Here is a 17,600-nt window from a genome sequence, read left to right as displayed (position 1 = left end):
CCGTCATCTCTGTCTAGAAGGGTTCGCACAAATTAGTTGCTTAGGCAACAAAAGAATCGGCAAGATAATGCGGCAGGGTTGCTGAAGTATCCCACTCGTCATTCCGGGGCGCGTCTAGCGCGAACCCGGAATCCATCGTGCACTACCCTTGCGGTGAAATGGATTCCGGGCTCGCGCCAAGAGGCGCGCCCCGGAATGACAGCGGAATGTGGCGTCGCTAACTCGGCCTTACAATCCGATCCACTCACCCGACGCATCATCGTTCAGCCGCGCCACCGCATCGGCGCGGCGCGTCAGCACGGCGCGCTGGTTGATGTAGCCCTTGTCGGTGATCTCGCCGCCGTCGACCGAAGGTGGCTCGGCGAGCAGCAGCGCGCGGGTGGCGTGACCGGACGAGTTGGCGCTCTGCTGTTTCAGCTTCGCCAGACCCTGCGCGATGGCGCTGCGGACCTTGTCGTGCGCCAGCACGTCGCTGGCCGCCGCTGTTTCGGGCAGACCGGCATGGGCGCGGCAGGCCACGATGTTCGGAAACACGAGGAAACGCACCTCGTCACCGCCGTGACCGGCGACGACGATGTCCTGAGCCAGCGGCGCCAGCGCGGCGATGCCGGCAACGCGCAAGCCGCCGACGCTGACCCATGTGCCGGAATTGAGCTTGAAGTCTTCGGCAACGCGGCCGTCGAAGAACAGGCCGCGCTCGGGGCGCGCGCTATCGGCAAGCTTCACCGCATCTCCGATCAAGTAAAAGCCCTCCTCGTCGAACGCTTGCCTGGTCAGCTCGGGTGCCTTCCAATAGCCGGGCGTGACGTTGGGGCCGCGCACCCGCACCTCCAGCTTGTCGCCGGAGGTGACGAGCTTCAGCTCGGTGCCGGGAATGGGCACGCCGATGTTGCCGGAGCGCTCGGCGAGGAAATGACAGTCGGTGGCGAGCGGTGAGGTTTCCGTCGAGCCCCAGGCCGAGACCATCGGCAGCTTGCGGCCGACCGTCTCGAGTGAGAGCTCTTCGAGAGCATCCCACAGATTCTGCGGCAGCGCGGCCCCGGCATAGAAGGCGAATTTCACCTCGCCGAAAAAGCGGCGGCGCAATTCCTCGTCGCTGCGCAGTGCCGCGATCAGCATGTCGAAGCCGCGCGGCACGTTGAAATAGACCGTCGGCATCACGCTTCTGAGGTTGGCGAGCGAGGTCGCGAACAGGCCGGGCGCGGGCTTGCCGCCATCGATGTAGAGCGCGCCGCCGTTGCGCAGCACGAGGTTGAAATTGTGGTTGGCGCCGAAGGTGTGGCTCCAGGGCAGCCAATCGAGAATGACGAGATCGCGGCTCCGTTCGAGGAAGGTCCAGGTCTGCGCCTTGGCCTGCTGGCTCGACGTCAGCATGCGCTGGGTGTTGATGACGGCTTTCGGCGTGCCCGTCGAGCCCGAGGTGAACAGGAATTTTGCGATCGTATCAGGCGTCACCGCGGCGAAGGCTCTTGCGACGTCAGGCGTCTCGGGCGTTGCCGCAATGGCGTAGAACGCGAGCACGTCGACGTCATCGGCATTGCCGCTGATGATGTGTGCGTTGTGCAGCGGCTTGATGGCGGCCAGCGCTGGCGCGAACGGCTGGAGCGCAGAGACGTAGATCGCGCCGGGATCGAGCAGCGCAATCATGCTCTTGAGCTTGTCGAAATCTTTTGACATCAGCGAATAGGCTGGCGAGATCGCCGCCGAGGGCACGCCGACATGCTGGGCGGCGAGCGCGAGCAGCGCATGATCGATGCTGTTGTCCGAGAGGATCGCGACGGGGCGATCCGCGCTGAGCCCTTGCGCCAGGATCCAGGACGCGGCGGCGCGCACCTTCCGCAGCGCCTGCGCATAGGTGACGGTGGTCCAGGGCATTTCGACATTGCCGCGCTCGGCCAGGAAGATCGCATCCGGCCTTTGCTGCGCCCATTGCTCCAGCCAATCGCCGGTGCAGCGCGCACTCTCGCCGAGAGGCTCGGGCGAGCGCAGAACGATGCTGCCGTCGGGCCGATGCTCTGCGACGGTCCTTGGCGTTGCGAACAGGCCTGCAACGTCACCATGTGGGGCGGCTGTCATGTGCTTCCTCCTCCATCCCGGTTACAGGATCGGCCGCAGCCTCGTTCCGGGCTGCTTTGGCCTATAATGTTGGGCACGCCAATTGTTGTCGTCAACAACAATCTTTCGCTCTTGGCCCAAGGGCGCTAGGGTTGCGCGACAGGAGACACGACGTGACAGCCACAGCATCCCGGGCCGACGGCCGCCACGCCCCGCGCAAGCGCGCCGGCAACGGCGCAGCACCACGCGATGGTGCCGACGACGTTGGCCTCGACGCGCTGGTCGGCCATGCCGGCTATGCGGTACGGCGCTTCCAGATCTGGATCTTTCAGGACTTCATCAAGACGCTCGGCGAGGTCGACATCAGGCCGACGCAATATTCGGTGCTGACCGTGATCGGCGCCAATCCGGGCCTGTCGCAGATGGCGGTGGCAAAGCGCCTCGGCATCGAGCGCGCCCGGCTGGTACACCTGCTCGACAGCCTCGAACAGCGCAAGCTGGTGAAGCGGATCAAGTCGAAGCAGGACCGGCGCTCGCATGCGTTGCACCTCACCGCGCAGGGCGAGACGGCGCTTGAGAAGTTCAAGCGGCTCGCGGCCGAGCACGAGCGGCACGTCGAGGCGAAGATCGGCAAGGAGAACCGGGCACAGCTGCTCCGGATCCTTTCCGGCTTCACCTGATCCCGACTGCCTATGATTTGGGCAGATAGGTCACTGGGGCGACCGGCCGGGCGCCGGCCGAAATGTCCCCCAAGCCACTGATCGCACGATAGGATCCGGCACGATCCTCCTGCCCGGATTCTGTACACAATGGCACATCGCTTGCTTCACTCCGGGCGAAGACGAATTGCCGGAGTTTTGCCGCCATGGGGGCCGAGCAGCCTGAAACGATCGCCGCGATTGTGGCCGCGCACTGCGCGGGCCGGCTTTCGCCGGCAGAGACCGTCGCGCGGACCTATCGGCGCATCCGCGATTACGACGATCCCGCCGTGTTCATCAGCCTGCGCGAAGAGAAGGACGCGATCGCGGAAGCGGAGAAGCTCGCGGCCCGGGCGGATGCTGCCAGCCTGCCGCTTTACGGCGTGCCGGTCGCGGTGAAGGACAATATCGACGCGCTGGGCTTCCCTACCACCGCGGCCTGCCCGGCTTTCTCCTACACGCCCACCCACGACTCGACCGCCGTCGAGCGCCTGCGCGCGGCCGGGGCGATCATCATCGGCAAGACCAATCTCGACCAGTTCGCGACCGGCCTCGTCGGCGTCCGCTCGCCCTACGGCGTCCCCAGGAATTCGATCCGCGAGGATCTCATTCCCGGCGGCTCGAGCTCGGGCTCGGCCACCGCGGTCGGCGCCGGGCTGGTGCCGCTGTCGCTCGGCACGGATACCGCCGGCTCGGGCCGCGTGCCGGCGATGCTCAACAACATCGTCGGGCTGAAGCCGAGCCTCGGCATGATCTCGACCGCAGGCCTGGTGCCGGCCTGCCGCACGCTCGACTGCATCTCGGTGTTCGCACTGACGGTGGACGATGCCGCGCTTGCGCTGTCGGTGATGGCCGGGCCCGACCAAGCCGATCCATTCTCGCGCGACCGGCCGCTCGGCGCCATCACGCCGATGCCGGCAAACCTGCGCCTGGGTGTGCCGCGCAACGGGCAGTTGATCTTCTTCGGCGACAAGAAAGCGGAAGCCGCCTACAGCGATGCGCTGAAGCGATGGACCGCGCTTGGGGCAACGCTGGTCGAGTTCGACCTCGAGCCGTTCTACGAGACGGCGCGGCTGCTCTATGAGGGTCCCTGGGTCGCCGAGCGTTACCTCGTGATCAAGAACCTGCTGGCGTCCGCGCCTGACGCGATCCACCCCGTTACCCGCGAGATCACCGCGGCCGGCGCGCGGCTCACGGCCGCGGAAACCTTCTCCGCGCTCTATCGCCTGCAGGGCCTGCGCAAGATCGCAGAGCGCACGTTCGCCAACATCGATGCGCTGGTGCTGCCGACGGCGCCGACGGCCTATACGACCGCGCAGGTGCTCGCCAATCCGATCGAGCTCAACAGCCGGCTCGGCACCTACACCAATTTCGTCAACCTGCTCGACCTCTGCGGCCTCGCCGTGCCGGCTGCGATGCGCAGTGACGGCATTCCGTTCGGCATCACGCTGCTGGCGCCCGCAGGACGCGACGCGCTGCTCGCGAGCATCGGCCGGGTGTTCCACGCCGATACGAAACTGACGCTCGGCGCGAAGGGTGTGACGCAAGCCCCGCTCGCGCCGCTCCCGACCGGCGGCGACGACGAGATTCCCATCGCAGTGGTCGGCGCGCATCTCACCGGCATGGCGCTGAACGGGGAATTGACCGCGCTGAATGGCAAGCTGGTCGAGGCGACGAAAACCGCGCCCGACTACAAGCTCTATGCGCTCAAGACGACGCCGCCGAAGCCCGGCATGCTGCGCGTCGAGACCGGCACGGGCGCGGCGATCGAGCTGGAGATCTGGTCGCTGTCGTCGTCCGCCTTCGGCAAGTTCGTCAACGCGATCCCCGCGCCGATGGCGATCGGCACAATCAGGCTCGCCGACGGACGCAGCGTGAAGGGATTCCTCGTCGAGCCGGAAGTGCTGGGCGATGCGCGGGACATCACGGCGTATGGGGGATGGCGAAAATTTATGATGGAAGCTGCGAAGGCGTAGCTCTCGTAGGGTGGGCAAAGCGAAGCGTGCCCACCATCATCGTCAATTTGGAGAGACGGTGGGCACGGCGCTTCGCGCCTTTGCCCACCCTACGACACCGAGCGTGTCGTCCTACACCGACACCGCGTAGATCTCGTACTCTCCGCGCACCAGCTCGATATGCGCGCGCATGGCGGCGGCGGCGCCCTGCTTGTCGCCGCGCATGATGGCGACGACGACGCGGTCGTGCTCGGCCTGCGACTTGGCGAGGCGGCCGAGGTTGCGGAACTGGGCGCGGCGGAACGGCTGCACGCGGACGCGGGTCGCGAGCGTGATCTCGGCGATGTAGCCGTTCTGCGAGCCGGCATAGATCGCGTTGTGGAAGCGCTCGTTGACCTCGTGGAAACGCTCGGGATTGCCGGTGTAGCTCAGCACCCGCAGCTCCTCGTGGACGGCTTCCAGGCCATGACGCTCGGTCGCCGACATGCGTTCGGCGGCAAGACCCGCGCACAAGGCCTCGAGCTCCGCCATCGCCTCGAACATGCCTTTCAGCCGCTCGATCGAGGGCTGCGCCACCACGGCGCCGCGATGCGGTCGCGCCTCGACGAGGCCGCTCGCCACCAATTGCCGCAGCGCTTCGCGCACCGGCGTGCGCGAGACGTTGAAGCGCCGCGCGATATCGGTCTCGTCCAGCGGCGAGCCCGGCGCCAGCGTTCCGCGCACGATCTCGTCGGCAAGCTGCAGCCGCAGCTCCTCGGCGCGCGTGACCTTCAGCAGCGACGGCGATGCACGGTCGACGCGCGGCACCACCGGCTCGGCCGGCAATGCGCCCTGCGGAAGATCATCAAGCGTCATACGGTCTCTTTCGGCTCCTCGATGATGCTGACATGAGCGGCGACGACGCGCCAGCCCTCCGGGAAACGTATCCACGTCTGCATCTGCCGGCCGACCTTGCCGGGAGCCGTATCGCGATAGAACAAGGTGGACGCCACGGCCGTGTCGCGGCCATAGCTGGTGATCACGGTTTTGGCGGTGCGGCGGTTCAGCCCGACCGGCGAACGGCCGGCGCGGAAACCGGAGATTGCCTCGTAGCCATAGAGGTTCTCGCCGATGCCGTAGCGCAAGGTGCGCGGGTCGTTGCGGAAGAGCTCGCCGAGCACGGCGACGTCGTTGCTGACGAGGGCTTGCTCATAGCGCTCGAACGCGGCTTTGACTTCCGCGATCACGTCGGGGAGATCGATCTGCATCTTAGAACCCTCTCGGCGCGGGCGCAGCGACGACGCCCATCTTCTCCAATGCGTGCGCGACGCGCAGCGCGATGTCCTCGCGCCAGGGCGCACAAATGATCTGCACGCCGATCGGCAGCGGCTCGAGCGGCAAGGGGACCGCGACCACCGGCAAGCCGATGAAGGATATCGGCTGGGTGTGGATGCCGATATTGGCGCGCACCGGCAGCTCGACGCCGTCGAGATTGAAATTGACCTGTCCGAGTTTTGGCGCGGTGCAGGGCGTTGCGGGTGCCAGCAGAACATCGACCGATTTGAAGATCTCGGTGAGTTGCGCACGATACCAGCGACGGAATTTCTGGGCGCGATCGACCAGCGGCGCCGGAACCATGGCGCCCGCGATCAGCCGATCGCGCACCGCCGGATCGAAGTCGTTCGGGCGCTTGCGCAGGCGATCGAGATGGAGCGAAGCGCCTTCGGTGGTGGTGATGACATAGGCGGCGGCGCGGGCGCGCGAGGCTTCGGGAACATCCACCACTTGCGTTGCGCCCAGCGCCTTGGCGACGCGGCTGACGGCTTCGACCGCTTCCGGAAACACGTTCTTCTGGAAGTGGCCGCCGGCGATCGCAACGCGCAAGCCGGAGATGGACTCATCGAGCAGCGGCGTGACGGGCTCTGGCCCGCGCGTGGTGCAGGCGCCGTCGTCTGCGTCCGGACCCTGCATCGCGTCATAGGCGAGCGCGAGATCGGCGACGGAGCGCGCAAACGGGCCGAGATGATCGAGGCTCGCCACGAACGGGAACGAGCGCGCACGTGACAGCCGGCCATAGGTCGGCTTCAGGCCGAAGATGCCGCAGAAGGAGGACGGCACGCGGATCGAGCCGTTGGTGTCGGAGCCGAGCGCGATCGGCACCAGCGCGCCGCCGACGGCGCTGCCCGAGCCGCCGGAGGAGCCGCCGCTCATCCGCGTGGTGTCATGCGGATTGCGCGAGGGGCCGTCATGGATGTTCTCGCCCGTGAAATCGTAGGCGTATTCGCCCATGTTGAGCGCACCGACGAGAACGGCGCCGGCCGCTTCCATCCGCTCGATCAAGGTCGCATCGCGCCTGGCGGGCGCGAGGTCCCGGTTGATCTTCGAGCCGGCGCGCGTTGAAAGGCCCGCAACATCGAACAGGTTCTTGACGGCGAAGGGTACGCCGGCGAGCGGACCGATTGTCCTGCCCGCCGCGATATCCGCATCGATCGCGCGCGCTTTGGCGCGGGCGCGTTCGGCGGTGACGTCGGTGAAGGAATTGAGGATGCGGTCATGCTGCGCGATGCGGGCGAGCGCAGCTTCGGTGGCAGCGAGCGCGGTCATCTTGCGCCCCGCAACCGCACTCGCGATCTCGGAGGCCGTCATCTCTGGCTTGGTGGTCATGGCAGCATCAGGCCGTGAAGATCGGCGCCGGCTCGGTCTCGTCCGGCAGCGCGAATTCGTCGACCAGACGGCCAAGCCGCAGCGAGACCTCGAGGTTGGCGCGAACCGCAGGCCGCCAGGCCTCCTCGATCGACAGCGCCAGCGCCTTCGATACGGCGTCGATATAGTCGTCCAGGGGTTCGGCCATCACGCTCTCAAGCAATCCGTGTCTCAGTGTGTCGGCAACGGCGGATGCGGGATCGCCGTCAGCAGCTCCTTGGTGTAGTCGTCCTTGGGATCGCCGAGCACCTGCTCGGAAGAGCCCTCCTCGACGATCCGTCCCGTCCGCATCACAATGACACGATCGCACAACAAGCGCACCACATTCAAATCATGCGAGACGAACAGATAGCTCATACCTAGCCGCGCCTTGAGGTCCTGCAGCAGGTTGAGGACGACGGCCTGCACGGAGACGTCCAGCGCCGCGGTCGGCTCGTCCAGGATGACGAGCTTGGGATGCAGCGCGATCGCCCGGGCGATGCCGACGCGGGCCTTCTGGCCGCCGGACAATTGGTGCGGGAAGCGGTCGAGCAGATTGTGCGGCAGGCCGACCATGGTGGCGAGTTCCTCGCAGCGGGCGCGGAGCGCGTCGCGACCCCTGATATCGCCAAGCTGCATGATCGGGTCGGCGATCGCGCGCGCGGCGGTGAAGCGCGGGTTGAGGCTGTCGGTGGGGTCCTGGAACACCATCTGGATGCGGCTGCGCTGCGGCAGCCGGGCGAAGGCGGCAGGCTGAATGCCGCCGATGTCCTCGCCGTCGAACTGGATCAGGCCGGAGGTCTGGTCGAGCAGACGCATCACCATCATCGAGGCGGTCGATTTGCCGCAGCCGGACTCGCCGACGAGGCCGACGCTCTCGCCATGGCCGATCGAAAAGCTGATGCTGTCGACGGCGCGGAACACGTCCGGCTCCACCGGCGGCTTGCGGCCGAACAGTTTACCGAGCACGGCGGTCGCGCCCTGGCGGGGATATTCCTTGACGAGCTTTTCAACGCGGAGGAGGAGCGTCTTCTCCCTCTCCCCGCTTGCACCGCTCTGCTCCCTCTCCCCGTCCTTCACGGGGAGAGGGCTGGGGTGAGGGGCAGCCTCGGCGAGCTCGACTCGTGGAGAGTCCCCCTCACCCGCCACGCTCTGGAGCGCAACTGCGCTCCCGAGCGTGTCGGCTTCTCCCCGCGTGCGGGGAGAGGCAAGAGTCTCCTCCTCCGGCAGCAAGTCTCTCAGCGACACCCCGAGCCGCGGCGTCGCGCGCATCAGCTTCTTGGTGTAGGGGTGCTGAGGGTTGGCAAAAATGTCGGCAGCCGTGGCGGTCTCGACGACGCGGCCCTTCTCCATGACGACGACGCGGTCGCAATAGGCGGCAGCCAACCCGAGATCGTGCGTGATCAGGATGGTCGACATCGCGCGGCGTTTCGTCAGCTCGACGATCAGGTCCATCACCGCCTTCTGCGTGGTGACATCCAAACCGGTGGTCGGCTCGTCCGCGATGAGGAGCTGCGGATTGCAGGCCAGCGCGAGCGCGATGACGACGCGCTGGCACATGCCGCCCGACAGCTCGAACGGATAGGCGTGATAGCGCTCGCGCGGGCGGGCGATCTTGACCTGCTCCAGCGCCTCGATCGCCTTCTCGCCGTGATCTGCGACCTGGGCCTGCTGCACATGGGTGCGCAGCACGTCCTCGATCTGGTCGCCGACTTTGCGGATCGGGTTCAGCGCGGCGCGCGGGTTCTGGAAGATCATCGAGACTTCGCGGCCGCGCAGATCGCGCATCTGGTCTTCGGTCGCCGCCTTGACGTCGATGCCGGAGAACATCACCGAGCCCTCGGCGATCTTGCCGGCGCGGTCGAGGATGCGCATCACCGCGTAGGATGTCACCGACTTGCCGGAGCCGGACTCGCCGACGATGGCCAGCGTCTCGCCCTTGGCCACGGAGATGTTGACGTGCTGCACCGCCTTGACGATGCCGCGTCGGGTGGTGAATTCGACCGTGAGGTTCTGGACGTCGAGCAGGGGCTGGGCGGTCATGGACGGCTCCCGTCACTCAAACGGTCGAAAACAACCCCATGCACAGTAGAGCGGCGACTGAAATCATTGGAGAATTTCGGACGTACGTCTGCCATCACGTTCTCCGCTGGGGGTCGACGATGTCGCGCAGGCCGTCGCCGAGGAGGTTGAAGCAGAACACGGCAATCATCAGGGCAAGGCCGGGGAAGAGCGCGATCCACCATTCGCCCGACACCATGAAGCCCGCGCCTTCGGCGACCATGATGCCCCATTCGGCGGTCGGCGGACGGACGCCGAGGCCGATGAAGGACAGGCCTGCGGCATTGAGGATGGCGTAGCCCATGGTCAGCGACATCTGCACGATCATGATCGGCATGATGTTCGGCAGGATCTGCACCAGGAGGATGCGGAATTCGCCGTTACCTGAGAGACGCGCGGCCTGCACGAAGCCGGCATTGCGGCGGACATTGGCTTCGGCGCGCGCGACGCGGGCATAGAGCGGGAAGTTCACGATCGCGGTGGCCAGGATGATGTTCTGCACGGTGTTGCCGAGCGCGGCGACGATGCCCATCGCGAGCACGAACAGCGGGAACGCCATGATGGTGTCGGCGATGCGGCCGACGATGCGGTCGGTCCAGCCGCCGAAATAGCCGGCCGCGATGCCGGCAAGGCCGCCCATCAGGAACACCAGCGCGACCGAGGCGATCGCGATGAAGAAGTCGAGGCGCGTGGCGACGATGACGCGGCTGAAGATGTCGCGCCCCAGCTGGTCGGTGCCGAACCAGTGCGCCGCCGACGGCGGCTTCAGCGCGGCGGCGGTGTCGGAGGCAAGCGGGTCGTACGGCACCACGTAAGGGCCGAACAGCGCGGCGAACACGATGATCAGGAGCAGAGCGAAGGCAAAGGCCGTGACCTTGTTCTCGCTGAGGACATAGCGGGTCTGTTCAAGGATCGCGACGAGGCCTGACGTGCGGGCGGGGCCGACAGGTTCAACAGCAGGCGCAACGGAGCTCATTGTTCACTCCTGGTGCTTCATGACGAGCTGGGAGTTGACTTCACCTCTCCCGCTTGCGGGAGAGGTCGGCGCAACGCGCCGGGAGAGGGCTCTCGCCTCTTGGGGGTTCTCGACCGCGGATACACCCTCTCCCCAGCCCTCCCCCGCAGGCGGGGGAGGGAGCGCACCGTTCGCGTGGCTTGCATCGAACGCGACCATGATCGGGTTAGCCCTCCAACCGCACGCGCGGATCGATTACGCCGTACAAAATGTCGATGATCAGATTGAGCAGCACGTACATGACCGCCATGGTCAGCACGAAGCCCTGCACCGGCGCGAAGTCCGAGGAGATCAGCGCTTCCACCGCGTAGGAGCCGATGCCCGGCCAAGCGAACACTTTCTCGACGAGCACGTTGGCGCCCAGCAGGAACGAGAACACCATGCTGAGCGTGGTGATGACAGGCAGCATCGCGTTGCGGAACGCGTAGGTGACGATCACGGTTGCCGGCGACAGGCCGCTGGCGCGCGCGGTGCGGACGAAATCGGATGCGAGCACCGCGAGCATGGAGGCGCGGGTCATGCGCGCGATCGGCGCCAGCGAGAAGATCGCGAGCGTCGTTGCGGGAAGGATGAGCTGGCTCAGCGCCGAGCGGAACGCCTCGAGATCGCGCGCGATCAGGGTATCGATCAGATAGAAGCCCGTTACCGTCGGCGGCGCGCTGTAGAACACGTCGAGACGGCCGAGCGGCGCCGGCGACCAGCCGAGCCGGAAGTAGAAGACATAGACCAGCACGAGGCCGGTGAAGAACACCGGCAGCGACACGCCGGCCGTGGTCGTGATCCGGCAGAGATGGTCGATCCACGATCCCGGACGCGTTGCCGCGAGCACGCCGAGCGGAATGGCGATCGCAACGGACACGAACAGGCCGAGCAGCGTCAGCTCGGCTGACGCCGGCAGGCGGTTGCGGATCTCGGTGGCGACCGGCTGGCCCGTCGTCAGCGAGTTGCCGAAATCGCCATGCGCGAGATCGTTGGCATAGCGGAAGAACTGTTCGATCAGCGGCTTGTCGAAGCCGAGTTTTTTCCGGATCTGCTCGACGGCTTCCTTGGTCGCGGCGGGGCCGGCGAAGTAGGCCGCGGGATCGCCCGGCAGCGCACGCGTCAGCAGGAAGGTGACGATGACGACGCCGATCAACGACGGGATCGCGAACATCAGGCGCTTGCCGATCATGGTCAGCATGGGGCTCGCTCCGCTCGCGCGATTGGCGAATAGCGAGTGGCGAATGGACATTCGCTCCTGTCGACCATCACGTCCCCCTATTCGCTATTCGCCACTCCCTATTCGCTTTCCTCACCCCTTCGCCATCGCGCGATAATCGAGCCGCCGGTGGAACCAGTATTGGTAGCCGCTGATGTTCTTCTGCATCGCGACGTTGACGAAGGGCTGATAGAGCGGAATGCGCGGGACGTCGGCGAAGGCGAGATCGACGAAGCCTTTCACGTCGGCATCGTAAGCGGTCTTGTCGCCGGTGGCGGCCGCCGTACGCGCACCGTCGATGAACTTGTCCATCGCCGCCGACTTGTAGCTCATGGTGTTGAAGACGGAATTGTTGCCGTGATAGCACCAGTAGAAGAAGTACTCGGGGTAATCGAGCCAGCCCGAGAACACGTTGGTGAAGAGCGGCATCTCCTTCTTGTTGAGCTCGGTGCGCCAGTTGGCGCCGGGCACCTTGTTGATGGTGGTCTTGATGCCGAGCTGGGCGAGGCTTTCCTGCACCAGGATGCAGAGCGGCTCGTTGACGCCGGCGAAGTTGAGATCGAACGAGATCGTGGTCTCGAAGCCGTTGGCGTAACCGGCCTCAGCCAGCAGCGCCTTCGCCTTCTCCATGTCGGTGTTGTACTTGTGCGGCTGGGGCCAGGCGACTTCGGTCGCCTTGTCCTTTGCGCCGAACATGGGATTGCCGAGGCCGAACAGCACCGCGTCCATGATCTTCTGATACGGCAGCGCATAGGCGATGGCCTGCCGCACCTTGACGTTATCGAACGGCGGCTTGGTGACGTTCATGCCGATATACTGGATGCCGTTGGAGAACGGCAGCGACACCACGTTGAGCTTGCCGTTCGCCTTCATCTCCTGGAAATCCTTGAACGGCAGCTCGTACGAGATGTCGGCATCGCCGCGCTCGAGCAGTGCACGGCGGTTGCCGGCCTGCGGCACCATGCGCCAGATCACGCGCTTGATCTTGGGAAGCGGACCGCCGACCCAATCCTCATTGCGCTCCATGATCACTTCGGTGCCGGCGGTCCACTTCGTCACCTTGTAGGCGCCGGAGCCGGCGGTCTGCTGTTTTGTAAACTCGAGGCCCCAGGGATCCTTCTCGCTGGCATTCTTCTTCACCAGCTCGGAATTGACGATGCAGGGCACGATCACGGCGAGATCGGGGATCGTCAGCTTGTCCTTCTTCAGGAAGTCGACGCGCACGGTGTGATCGTCGACCACGACGAACTGCTCGGCCTTGGTGAGCGAACCCGCGCTCATCTGGAAGGTCGGGAAGCCGCCGACGCTGACGGCGCGGTCGAGCGACCATTTCACGTCTTTCGCGGTAACAGGCGTGCCGTCGTGGAATCTGGCGTTCTTCTTCAGCTTGAAGGTGACCGACATGTCGTCGATCTTCATGTCGTCGGCGAGCTCGCCCTTGAACTTGTCCCGGTCGTAATAGGGCACGCCGCCGGGACCGCTCTTCATCTCGTGGCTGATCAGGCGGTCGTAGCAATTCCAGGAGACTTCATAGCCGGGCACGTTGGTGCCGATGCCATGGATGTCGAGATTGTTCGGGCCGCCTTCGGAAACGATCAGCAAGGTCTCCGAGCGGGCATCGGCCTTGGCCGAGGAGATCACGGACGGCATGGCCGGAAGCGCCGCGCCAGCGGCCAACCCGGAAACGGATTTGAGGAAATCGCGGCGCTTCATGAAATTCGCTCCAACACAAAGGTTTTTTGGCTGGAGCTGGATTCGCAAGGTTTGTGCCAAGGCTTAACGGAAGACTAAAGTCCATATAAGCCACTGATATCACAAAGTATTCCTGTTCTCACCACTCTGCACCGCAACGCGCAATTGCATACAAAGATGCGCGATTGCGTAAAACTTAGGCTGTTCGGCTTGAGGGATCATTATGGAGACAGTCGCCGGCGCTCGCCCGGCCCCAGGAGTCATTCCGGGGCGATGCGCAGCATCGAACCCGGAATCCATCGGGCGGCAGAACGCACGGCACAATGGATTCCGGGCTCGCCGCTGCGCGGCGCCCGGAATGACGGAGGGGGCGCTCAGCCCGGCCAGATCAACTCCTGCAGTTCAACCAGATCATCCGCCCGCTCCTGCCAACCCTCGATGCAGATGTGGCTGTCGAGGTCGCTGGCGCGGTGCAGCAGCATCAGGGCCATCAGGCGGCGCTTGAGGGTGAAATCCAGCGTCGCATAGCCAAAGCCTTCGAGCAGGCTCTTCACTCTGCCCGGACGGCCCGCCGCCATGAAGGCGCTGGGGCCGAGCAGATCGTAGTCACGCCACCCCGTGAGCACGTCGCCGAAATCGAACAGGCCGCCGAGCGACCATTGGCCGTCGTCACAGGCGAGCAGAAAGTTCTCGGGGATGTATTCGCCGGTCAGGATCACGGGCGCTGCATCCATCGGGATCAGCTTGGCGGCGTCGCGCAGGAGATCATCGAGGCCGGCGAGGAATTTTGGTGCGAGGCCGAGACGCGTGTGCCGCGCGCGGCAGCCCTGCATCTGGGCGCGCATGAACGCGTCCCAGCGCGGCTCGATATGCGCGAGCGGTCCAAGCGGCGCGCGCTGCACGCTCGCAATGGTCTCGCCGATCTGGCGCAGCAGGCGCTCCTTCTGCGGCTCCGGCAGTGATGGCCAGACCTCCGAGCCCAGCGTGCCGGCAAGACGCGTGATGACGAGATAGGGCCAGCCGTTGCGCATCCCCTCCGCGACAATCTCGGGGATCGGCAGCTGCAGACGGCCTTTGAGCTGCGCCAGCGCGGCGCGCTCCGAGACGAATTGCGCTGCGAGCGGCGGCGGAAAGATCTTCAGGATCAGCTTGTCGCCGAGGCCGACCACGAGATTGGTGCCGGCCGCGAACACATGCGGCGAGCCGGCATCGAGGCCGTGGCTGCGCGCGATGTCGAGAGCGATTGGCAGCCATTGTAAGGGATCGGAGCGAAAGGCGCGGAGGCTTGCGGCGTCGGCGAGGTGAGGCAGCTGTTGCGGCGTGATTGTCATTGGCGCTTGCGTATTGAGAGCAGGGTTAACTTTGGTTGGCTCGATGCGAGCCAAGGAGACGGTGCACCTCTCCCGCTTGCGGGGGAGGTCGGCGCGAAGCGCCGGGTGGGGGCTCTCTCCACGTGGGGACACTCTCCGCAGACTTCAGGCAATCCCAACGTGGAGAGAGCCCTCTCCCCAACCCTCCCCCGCAAGCGGGGGAGGGAGCGCACCTCGTTCGCAGCGGCGGCGAAACCTAATCGCAACACACCCTACCGCTCGGGACTCGCGCGCTCGAACTGGCGCAACAGCTTGTTGCCGCGCTCGACGGCGGAATCGAGCGCTGATTGCGCGCTCTTGTGGCCGGCGAAGGCCTGCTCGAGCTCGTCCTCGATCACGCCGCGAATCAGGACGAAGGAGCCGAGCCGGATGCCCTTGGAGTTCTCGGTCGGCGGATTGAGCGTGATCTGCTCGAACGAGATCGCCGAGCCCGGATTGCGCTCATAGAAGCCCTGCGAGCGCGTCAGCTCGAAGGCGGCGCGGGTCACGGGGAGATAGCCGGTGTTCTGGTGCCAGGCGGCCTGCACGCCGGGCTGGGACAGATAGGCGAAGAAGCGCGCCACGCCCTTGTATTCCTCGCGCGGACGGTCGCGCAGCACCCACAGCGTGGCGCCGCCGATGATCGAGTTCTGCGGCGCGCCCTTCACGTCGGGCCAATAGGGCATCATGCCGTAGCCGATCTCGAACTTCGAATTGGCCTTGATGTCGGCGCGCGTCGCCGAGGAGCCGATGAAGATGCCGCACTCGCCCTTCTGGAAGCGCGGCTCGGCCGACTGGCCACGGCCGCTATAGTCGAACAGCTTGGTCTTCTGCCACTCGCTGAGCGCCGCGACGTGATGCACCAGCCTCGGATTGTTGATGGTCAATTCCGCATCCAGCCCGGCGAAGCCGTTGGCCCGGCTCGCTAGCGCCAGATTATGGAAGGCCGAAAAATTCTCGACATGGATCCAGGACGGCCAGGACGTGGTGAAGCCGCAAGCAGCGCCGCGGTCGCGCAGGCGCTTGGCGGCCGCTCCCAATTCCGGCCAGGTCTTCGGCGGCGCCTCCGGATCGAGGCCGGCGTCGCGGAACATGGTCTTGTTGTAGTACAGGATCGGGGTCGAGGAATTGAACGGGAACGACAACAGATTGCCGGCGGCATCGGTGTAATAGCCGGAGACCGCCGGCAGATAATCGCCCAGCGAGAACGGCTCGCCCTGGTCGCGCATCAGGCTGAACACCGGATAGATCGCGCCCTTGGCCGCAGTCATGGTGGCGGTGGCGACCTCGTTGACCTGCACGATGGCGGGCTGGCTGCGCGAGCGGAAGGCGAAGATCGCGGCCGTCACCGTCTCGGTGTAATTGCCCTTGTAGACGGGCACGATGCGGTAATCGGATTGCGAGGCGTTGAAGTCGGCGGCGAGCTTTTCCAGCTGCCGGCCGAGCTCGCCGGACATGGCGTGCCACCAGGCGATCTCGGTGGCAGCCCGCGCAGGGGCGGCCAATGCGAGGGCCGCAAAGACGGCAACGAGCTGCAAAAGGCGCAAGGCTGACATCAGGATGGCTCTTCCCAGGCCGCGGTCGACGTGGCGGCTGTCCTGCTTAAGGCCCGGCAGTGGCCGTTTCAACCGGGAATGAACGCCGGCCGCGCCGCACAATCAGCCCGCTGGCCGGGCGCGGGATGGCCTTCCCTTCACCATCTGCTAGAGCCCCGTTCCGATCGGAACAGGCTCTAGATTCTCAATTTGACGCGTTTTCTTTACGCGAACCGGTATCCACTTCGCTTGAAAACGCTTTAGATTGCATTGAACCTTTTCCTTCCGCCATAGACTCCACCACTGAGGGGTTGAGTGTGCCAGTGTTGAGCCGTGCCGAACTCTCGCGGACCGGGGTGGTCTTCGTTGCGCTTCTGCTTGCCGCAGTCTCGTCGAGCATGGGCACGACGAGCGCGGTTGCGCGCGAATTTCGCGCCGCCGACACCCAGGCCGAGGATTACCCGACCGTCCAGGCGCTGCGCTACATGGGCGCCCTGATCGCCGAGCGCACCAAGGGCCGCCACGAGATCAAGGTGTTCCACTCCCGCCAGCTCGGGGAGGAAAAGGAGACCATCGAGCAGACCCGGGCCGGTGCGATCGACCTCAACCGGACCAATGTCGCCCTGATCGGCAATTTCGTCCCGGCGATGAACGTGCTGGCGATGCCGTTCCTGTTCCGGTCCATCGAGCACATGCAGAAGGTGCTGGACGGACCTGTCGGCAGCGAGATCCTCGGTAGCTTCGAGCCCTACGGCTTCGTCGGGCTCGCCTTCTACGATTCGGGTGCGCGGTCGATCTATAACGGGGTCCGCCCGGTGAAGACCATCGCGGACCTCAAGGGATTGCGGATCCGCGTGCAGCAGTCGGAGTTAATGAGCCAGATGATGCGCGCGCTCGGCGCCGAACCGGTCGAGCTGCCCTACGGGCAGGTGCTCACCGGGCTTGCCAACCATCTGATCGACGGCGCCGAAAACAACTGGCCATCCTTCGTGACCACGAATCATTACAAGCATGCCGGCCATTACACGCTGACCGAGCACACGATGAGCCCGGAGGTGCTGGTGATCTCTCTGAAGGCCTGGAACAGCCTGTCGGCGGAGGAGCAGACGATCTTTAAGGAGGCCGCGCAGCGCTCCAGCCGGTTCATGCGCGAGAAGTGGCACGACCTCGAGGAACAGTCGCAGCGCAAGGCGCAGGAAGCCGGCGTGACCATCATCAGGGACATCGACCGCAAGCCGTTCGAGGACGCCATGGCCGCAATCTACGCCAAGGCCGCGCGCGACCCCGCGGCGGCCGCGCTGATCGAACGGATTCGCAAGGTGGAGTGAGGCCTGTTGGCTGCGCTTGGACATAGCGAACACGCGGACAAGCCGCCCGGCCC

The 17,600-nt window shown here is 65.5% G+C and carries 14 protein-coding genes; 3 read left to right on the top strand and 11 right to left on the bottom strand.

The annotated features are described in order from the left end of the window. Positions 1 to 228: 228 nt before the first annotated feature. Positions 229 to 2,076: a feruloyl-CoA synthase gene (locus tag ABIA45_RS29985; protein ID WP_404654622.1), complete on the bottom strand. Its 1,848-nt coding sequence runs from the start codon at positions 2,074 to 2,076 to the stop codon at positions 229 to 231. A gap of 152 nt (positions 2,077 to 2,228) precedes the next feature. Here ABIA45_RS29985 and ABIA45_RS29980 point away from each other — a divergent pair, with 152 nt between their 5' ends. After that, positions 2,229 to 2,735, top strand: a complete 507-nt coding sequence (locus ABIA45_RS29980) for a MarR family winged helix-turn-helix transcriptional regulator (RefSeq protein ID WP_338122808.1) — start codon at positions 2,229 to 2,231, stop codon at positions 2,733 to 2,735. A gap of 185 nt (positions 2,736 to 2,920) precedes the next feature. After that, positions 2,921 to 4,729, top strand: a complete 1,809-nt coding sequence (gene atzF / locus ABIA45_RS29975) for an allophanate hydrolase (protein ID WP_404654621.1) — start codon at positions 2,921 to 2,923, stop codon at positions 4,727 to 4,729. Between the two features lie 111 nt (positions 4,730 to 4,840). On the opposite strand, the gene ABIA45_RS29970 is transcribed toward atzF, so the two are convergent. From ABIA45_RS29970 to ugpB, 10 genes are all read right to left on the bottom strand, one after another. Beyond that, complete coding sequence (locus tag ABIA45_RS29970; RefSeq protein ID WP_271546426.1) at positions 4,841 to 5,563, bottom strand: GntR family transcriptional regulator; 723 nt, start codon at positions 5,561 to 5,563, stop codon at positions 4,841 to 4,843. Beyond that, a complete protein-coding gene (gene hpxZ / locus ABIA45_RS29965) occupies positions 5,560 to 5,955 on the bottom strand; it encodes an oxalurate catabolism protein HpxZ (protein WP_157286601.1) in 396 nt (131 codons plus the stop codon). Before hpxZ ends, ABIA45_RS29970 begins: the two co-directional genes overlap by 4 nt. A gap of 1 nt (position 5,956) precedes the next feature. Next, entirely contained in the window at positions 5,957 to 7,351 is a 1,395-nt protein-coding gene (locus tag ABIA45_RS29960; RefSeq protein ID WP_404654620.1) for an AtzE family amidohydrolase, read from the bottom strand. Between the two features lie 7 nt (positions 7,352 to 7,358). Continuing rightward, entirely contained in the window at positions 7,359 to 7,538 is a 180-nt protein-coding gene (locus tag ABIA45_RS29955) for a DUF4089 domain-containing protein (RefSeq protein WP_404654619.1), read from the bottom strand. A 23-nt stretch (positions 7,539 to 7,561) separates the two neighbouring features. Continuing rightward, complete coding sequence (locus tag ABIA45_RS29950; protein ID WP_404654618.1) at positions 7,562 to 9,412, bottom strand: dipeptide ABC transporter ATP-binding protein; 1,851 nt, start codon at positions 9,410 to 9,412, stop codon at positions 7,562 to 7,564. A 94-nt stretch (positions 9,413 to 9,506) separates the two neighbouring features. Next, positions 9,507 to 10,406 (bottom strand): ABC transporter permease, encoded by a 900-nt coding sequence (locus ABIA45_RS29945; protein WP_404654617.1) that lies wholly within the window; start codon positions 10,404 to 10,406, stop codon positions 9,507 to 9,509. A 205-nt stretch (positions 10,407 to 10,611) separates the two neighbouring features. Beyond that, positions 10,612 to 11,625: an ABC transporter permease gene (locus tag ABIA45_RS29940; RefSeq protein ID WP_404654616.1), complete on the bottom strand. Its 1,014-nt coding sequence runs from the start codon at positions 11,623 to 11,625 to the stop codon at positions 10,612 to 10,614. Positions 11,626 to 11,736: 111 nt separating this feature from the next. Next, positions 11,737 to 13,356: an ABC transporter substrate-binding protein gene (locus ABIA45_RS29935; protein WP_404654615.1), complete on the bottom strand. Its 1,620-nt coding sequence runs from the start codon at positions 13,354 to 13,356 to the stop codon at positions 11,737 to 11,739. A 353-nt stretch (positions 13,357 to 13,709) separates the two neighbouring features. Next, positions 13,710 to 14,666: an aminoglycoside phosphotransferase family protein gene (locus ABIA45_RS29930; protein WP_404654614.1), complete on the bottom strand. Its 957-nt coding sequence runs from the start codon at positions 14,664 to 14,666 to the stop codon at positions 13,710 to 13,712. Between the two features lie 251 nt (positions 14,667 to 14,917). Then, a complete protein-coding gene (gene ugpB, locus ABIA45_RS29925) occupies positions 14,918 to 16,240 on the bottom strand; it encodes a sn-glycerol-3-phosphate ABC transporter substrate-binding protein UgpB (protein ID WP_404545353.1) in 1,323 nt (440 codons plus the stop codon). A gap of 296 nt (positions 16,241 to 16,536) precedes the next feature. Between ugpB and ABIA45_RS29920 the strand changes: the two genes are divergently transcribed. Continuing rightward, positions 16,537 to 17,547, top strand: a complete 1,011-nt coding sequence (locus tag ABIA45_RS29920) for a TRAP transporter substrate-binding protein (RefSeq protein ID WP_338025316.1) — start codon at positions 16,537 to 16,539, stop codon at positions 17,545 to 17,547. Positions 17,548 to 17,600: the final 53 nt, after the last annotated feature.

Source organism: Bradyrhizobium sp. USDA 336, assembly GCF_044908355.1.
Classification (GTDB): domain Bacteria; phylum Pseudomonadota; class Alphaproteobacteria; order Rhizobiales; family Xanthobacteraceae; genus Bradyrhizobium; species Bradyrhizobium yuanmingense.
The sequence above is the reverse complement of the archived record's forward strand: the minus strand, read 5'-3'. Positions and strand labels throughout refer to the sequence as shown.

Coding starts and splice junctions, on each gene's coding strand:
- ABIA45_RS29985 (WP_404654622.1), bottom strand. CDS start 2,076: ATGACAGCCGCCCCACATGGTGACGTTGCAGGCCTGTTCGCAACGCCA.
- atzF (WP_404654621.1), top strand. CDS start 2,921: ATGGGGGCCGAGCAGCCTGAAACGATCGCCGCGATTGTGGCCGCGCAC.
- ABIA45_RS29970 (WP_271546426.1), bottom strand. CDS start 5,563: ATGACGCTTGATGATCTTCCGCAGGGCGCATTGCCGGCCGAGCCGGTG.
- hpxZ (WP_157286601.1), bottom strand. CDS start 5,955: ATGCAGATCGATCTCCCCGACGTGATCGCGGAAGTCAAAGCCGCGTTC.
- ABIA45_RS29960 (WP_404654620.1), bottom strand. CDS start 7,351: ATGACCACCAAGCCAGAGATGACGGCCTCCGAGATCGCGAGTGCGGTT.
- ABIA45_RS29955 (WP_404654619.1), bottom strand. CDS start 7,538: ATGGCCGAACCCCTGGACGACTATATCGACGCCGTATCGAAGGCGCTG.
- ABIA45_RS29950 (WP_404654618.1), bottom strand. CDS start 9,412: ATGACCGCCCAGCCCCTGCTCGACGTCCAGAACCTCACGGTCGAATTC.
- ABIA45_RS29945 (WP_404654617.1), bottom strand. CDS start 10,406: ATGAGCTCCGTTGCGCCTGCTGTTGAACCTGTCGGCCCCGCCCGCACG.
- ABIA45_RS29940 (WP_404654616.1), bottom strand. CDS start 11,625: ATGCTGACCATGATCGGCAAGCGCCTGATGTTCGCGATCCCGTCGTTG.
- ABIA45_RS29935 (WP_404654615.1), bottom strand. CDS start 13,356: ATGAAGCGCCGCGATTTCCTCAAATCCGTTTCCGGGTTGGCCGCTGGC.
- ABIA45_RS29930 (WP_404654614.1), bottom strand. CDS start 14,666: ATGACAATCACGCCGCAACAGCTGCCTCACCTCGCCGACGCCGCAAGC.
- ugpB (WP_404545353.1), bottom strand. CDS start 16,240: ATGTCAGCCTTGCGCCTTTTGCAGCTCGTTGCCGTCTTTGCGGCCCTC.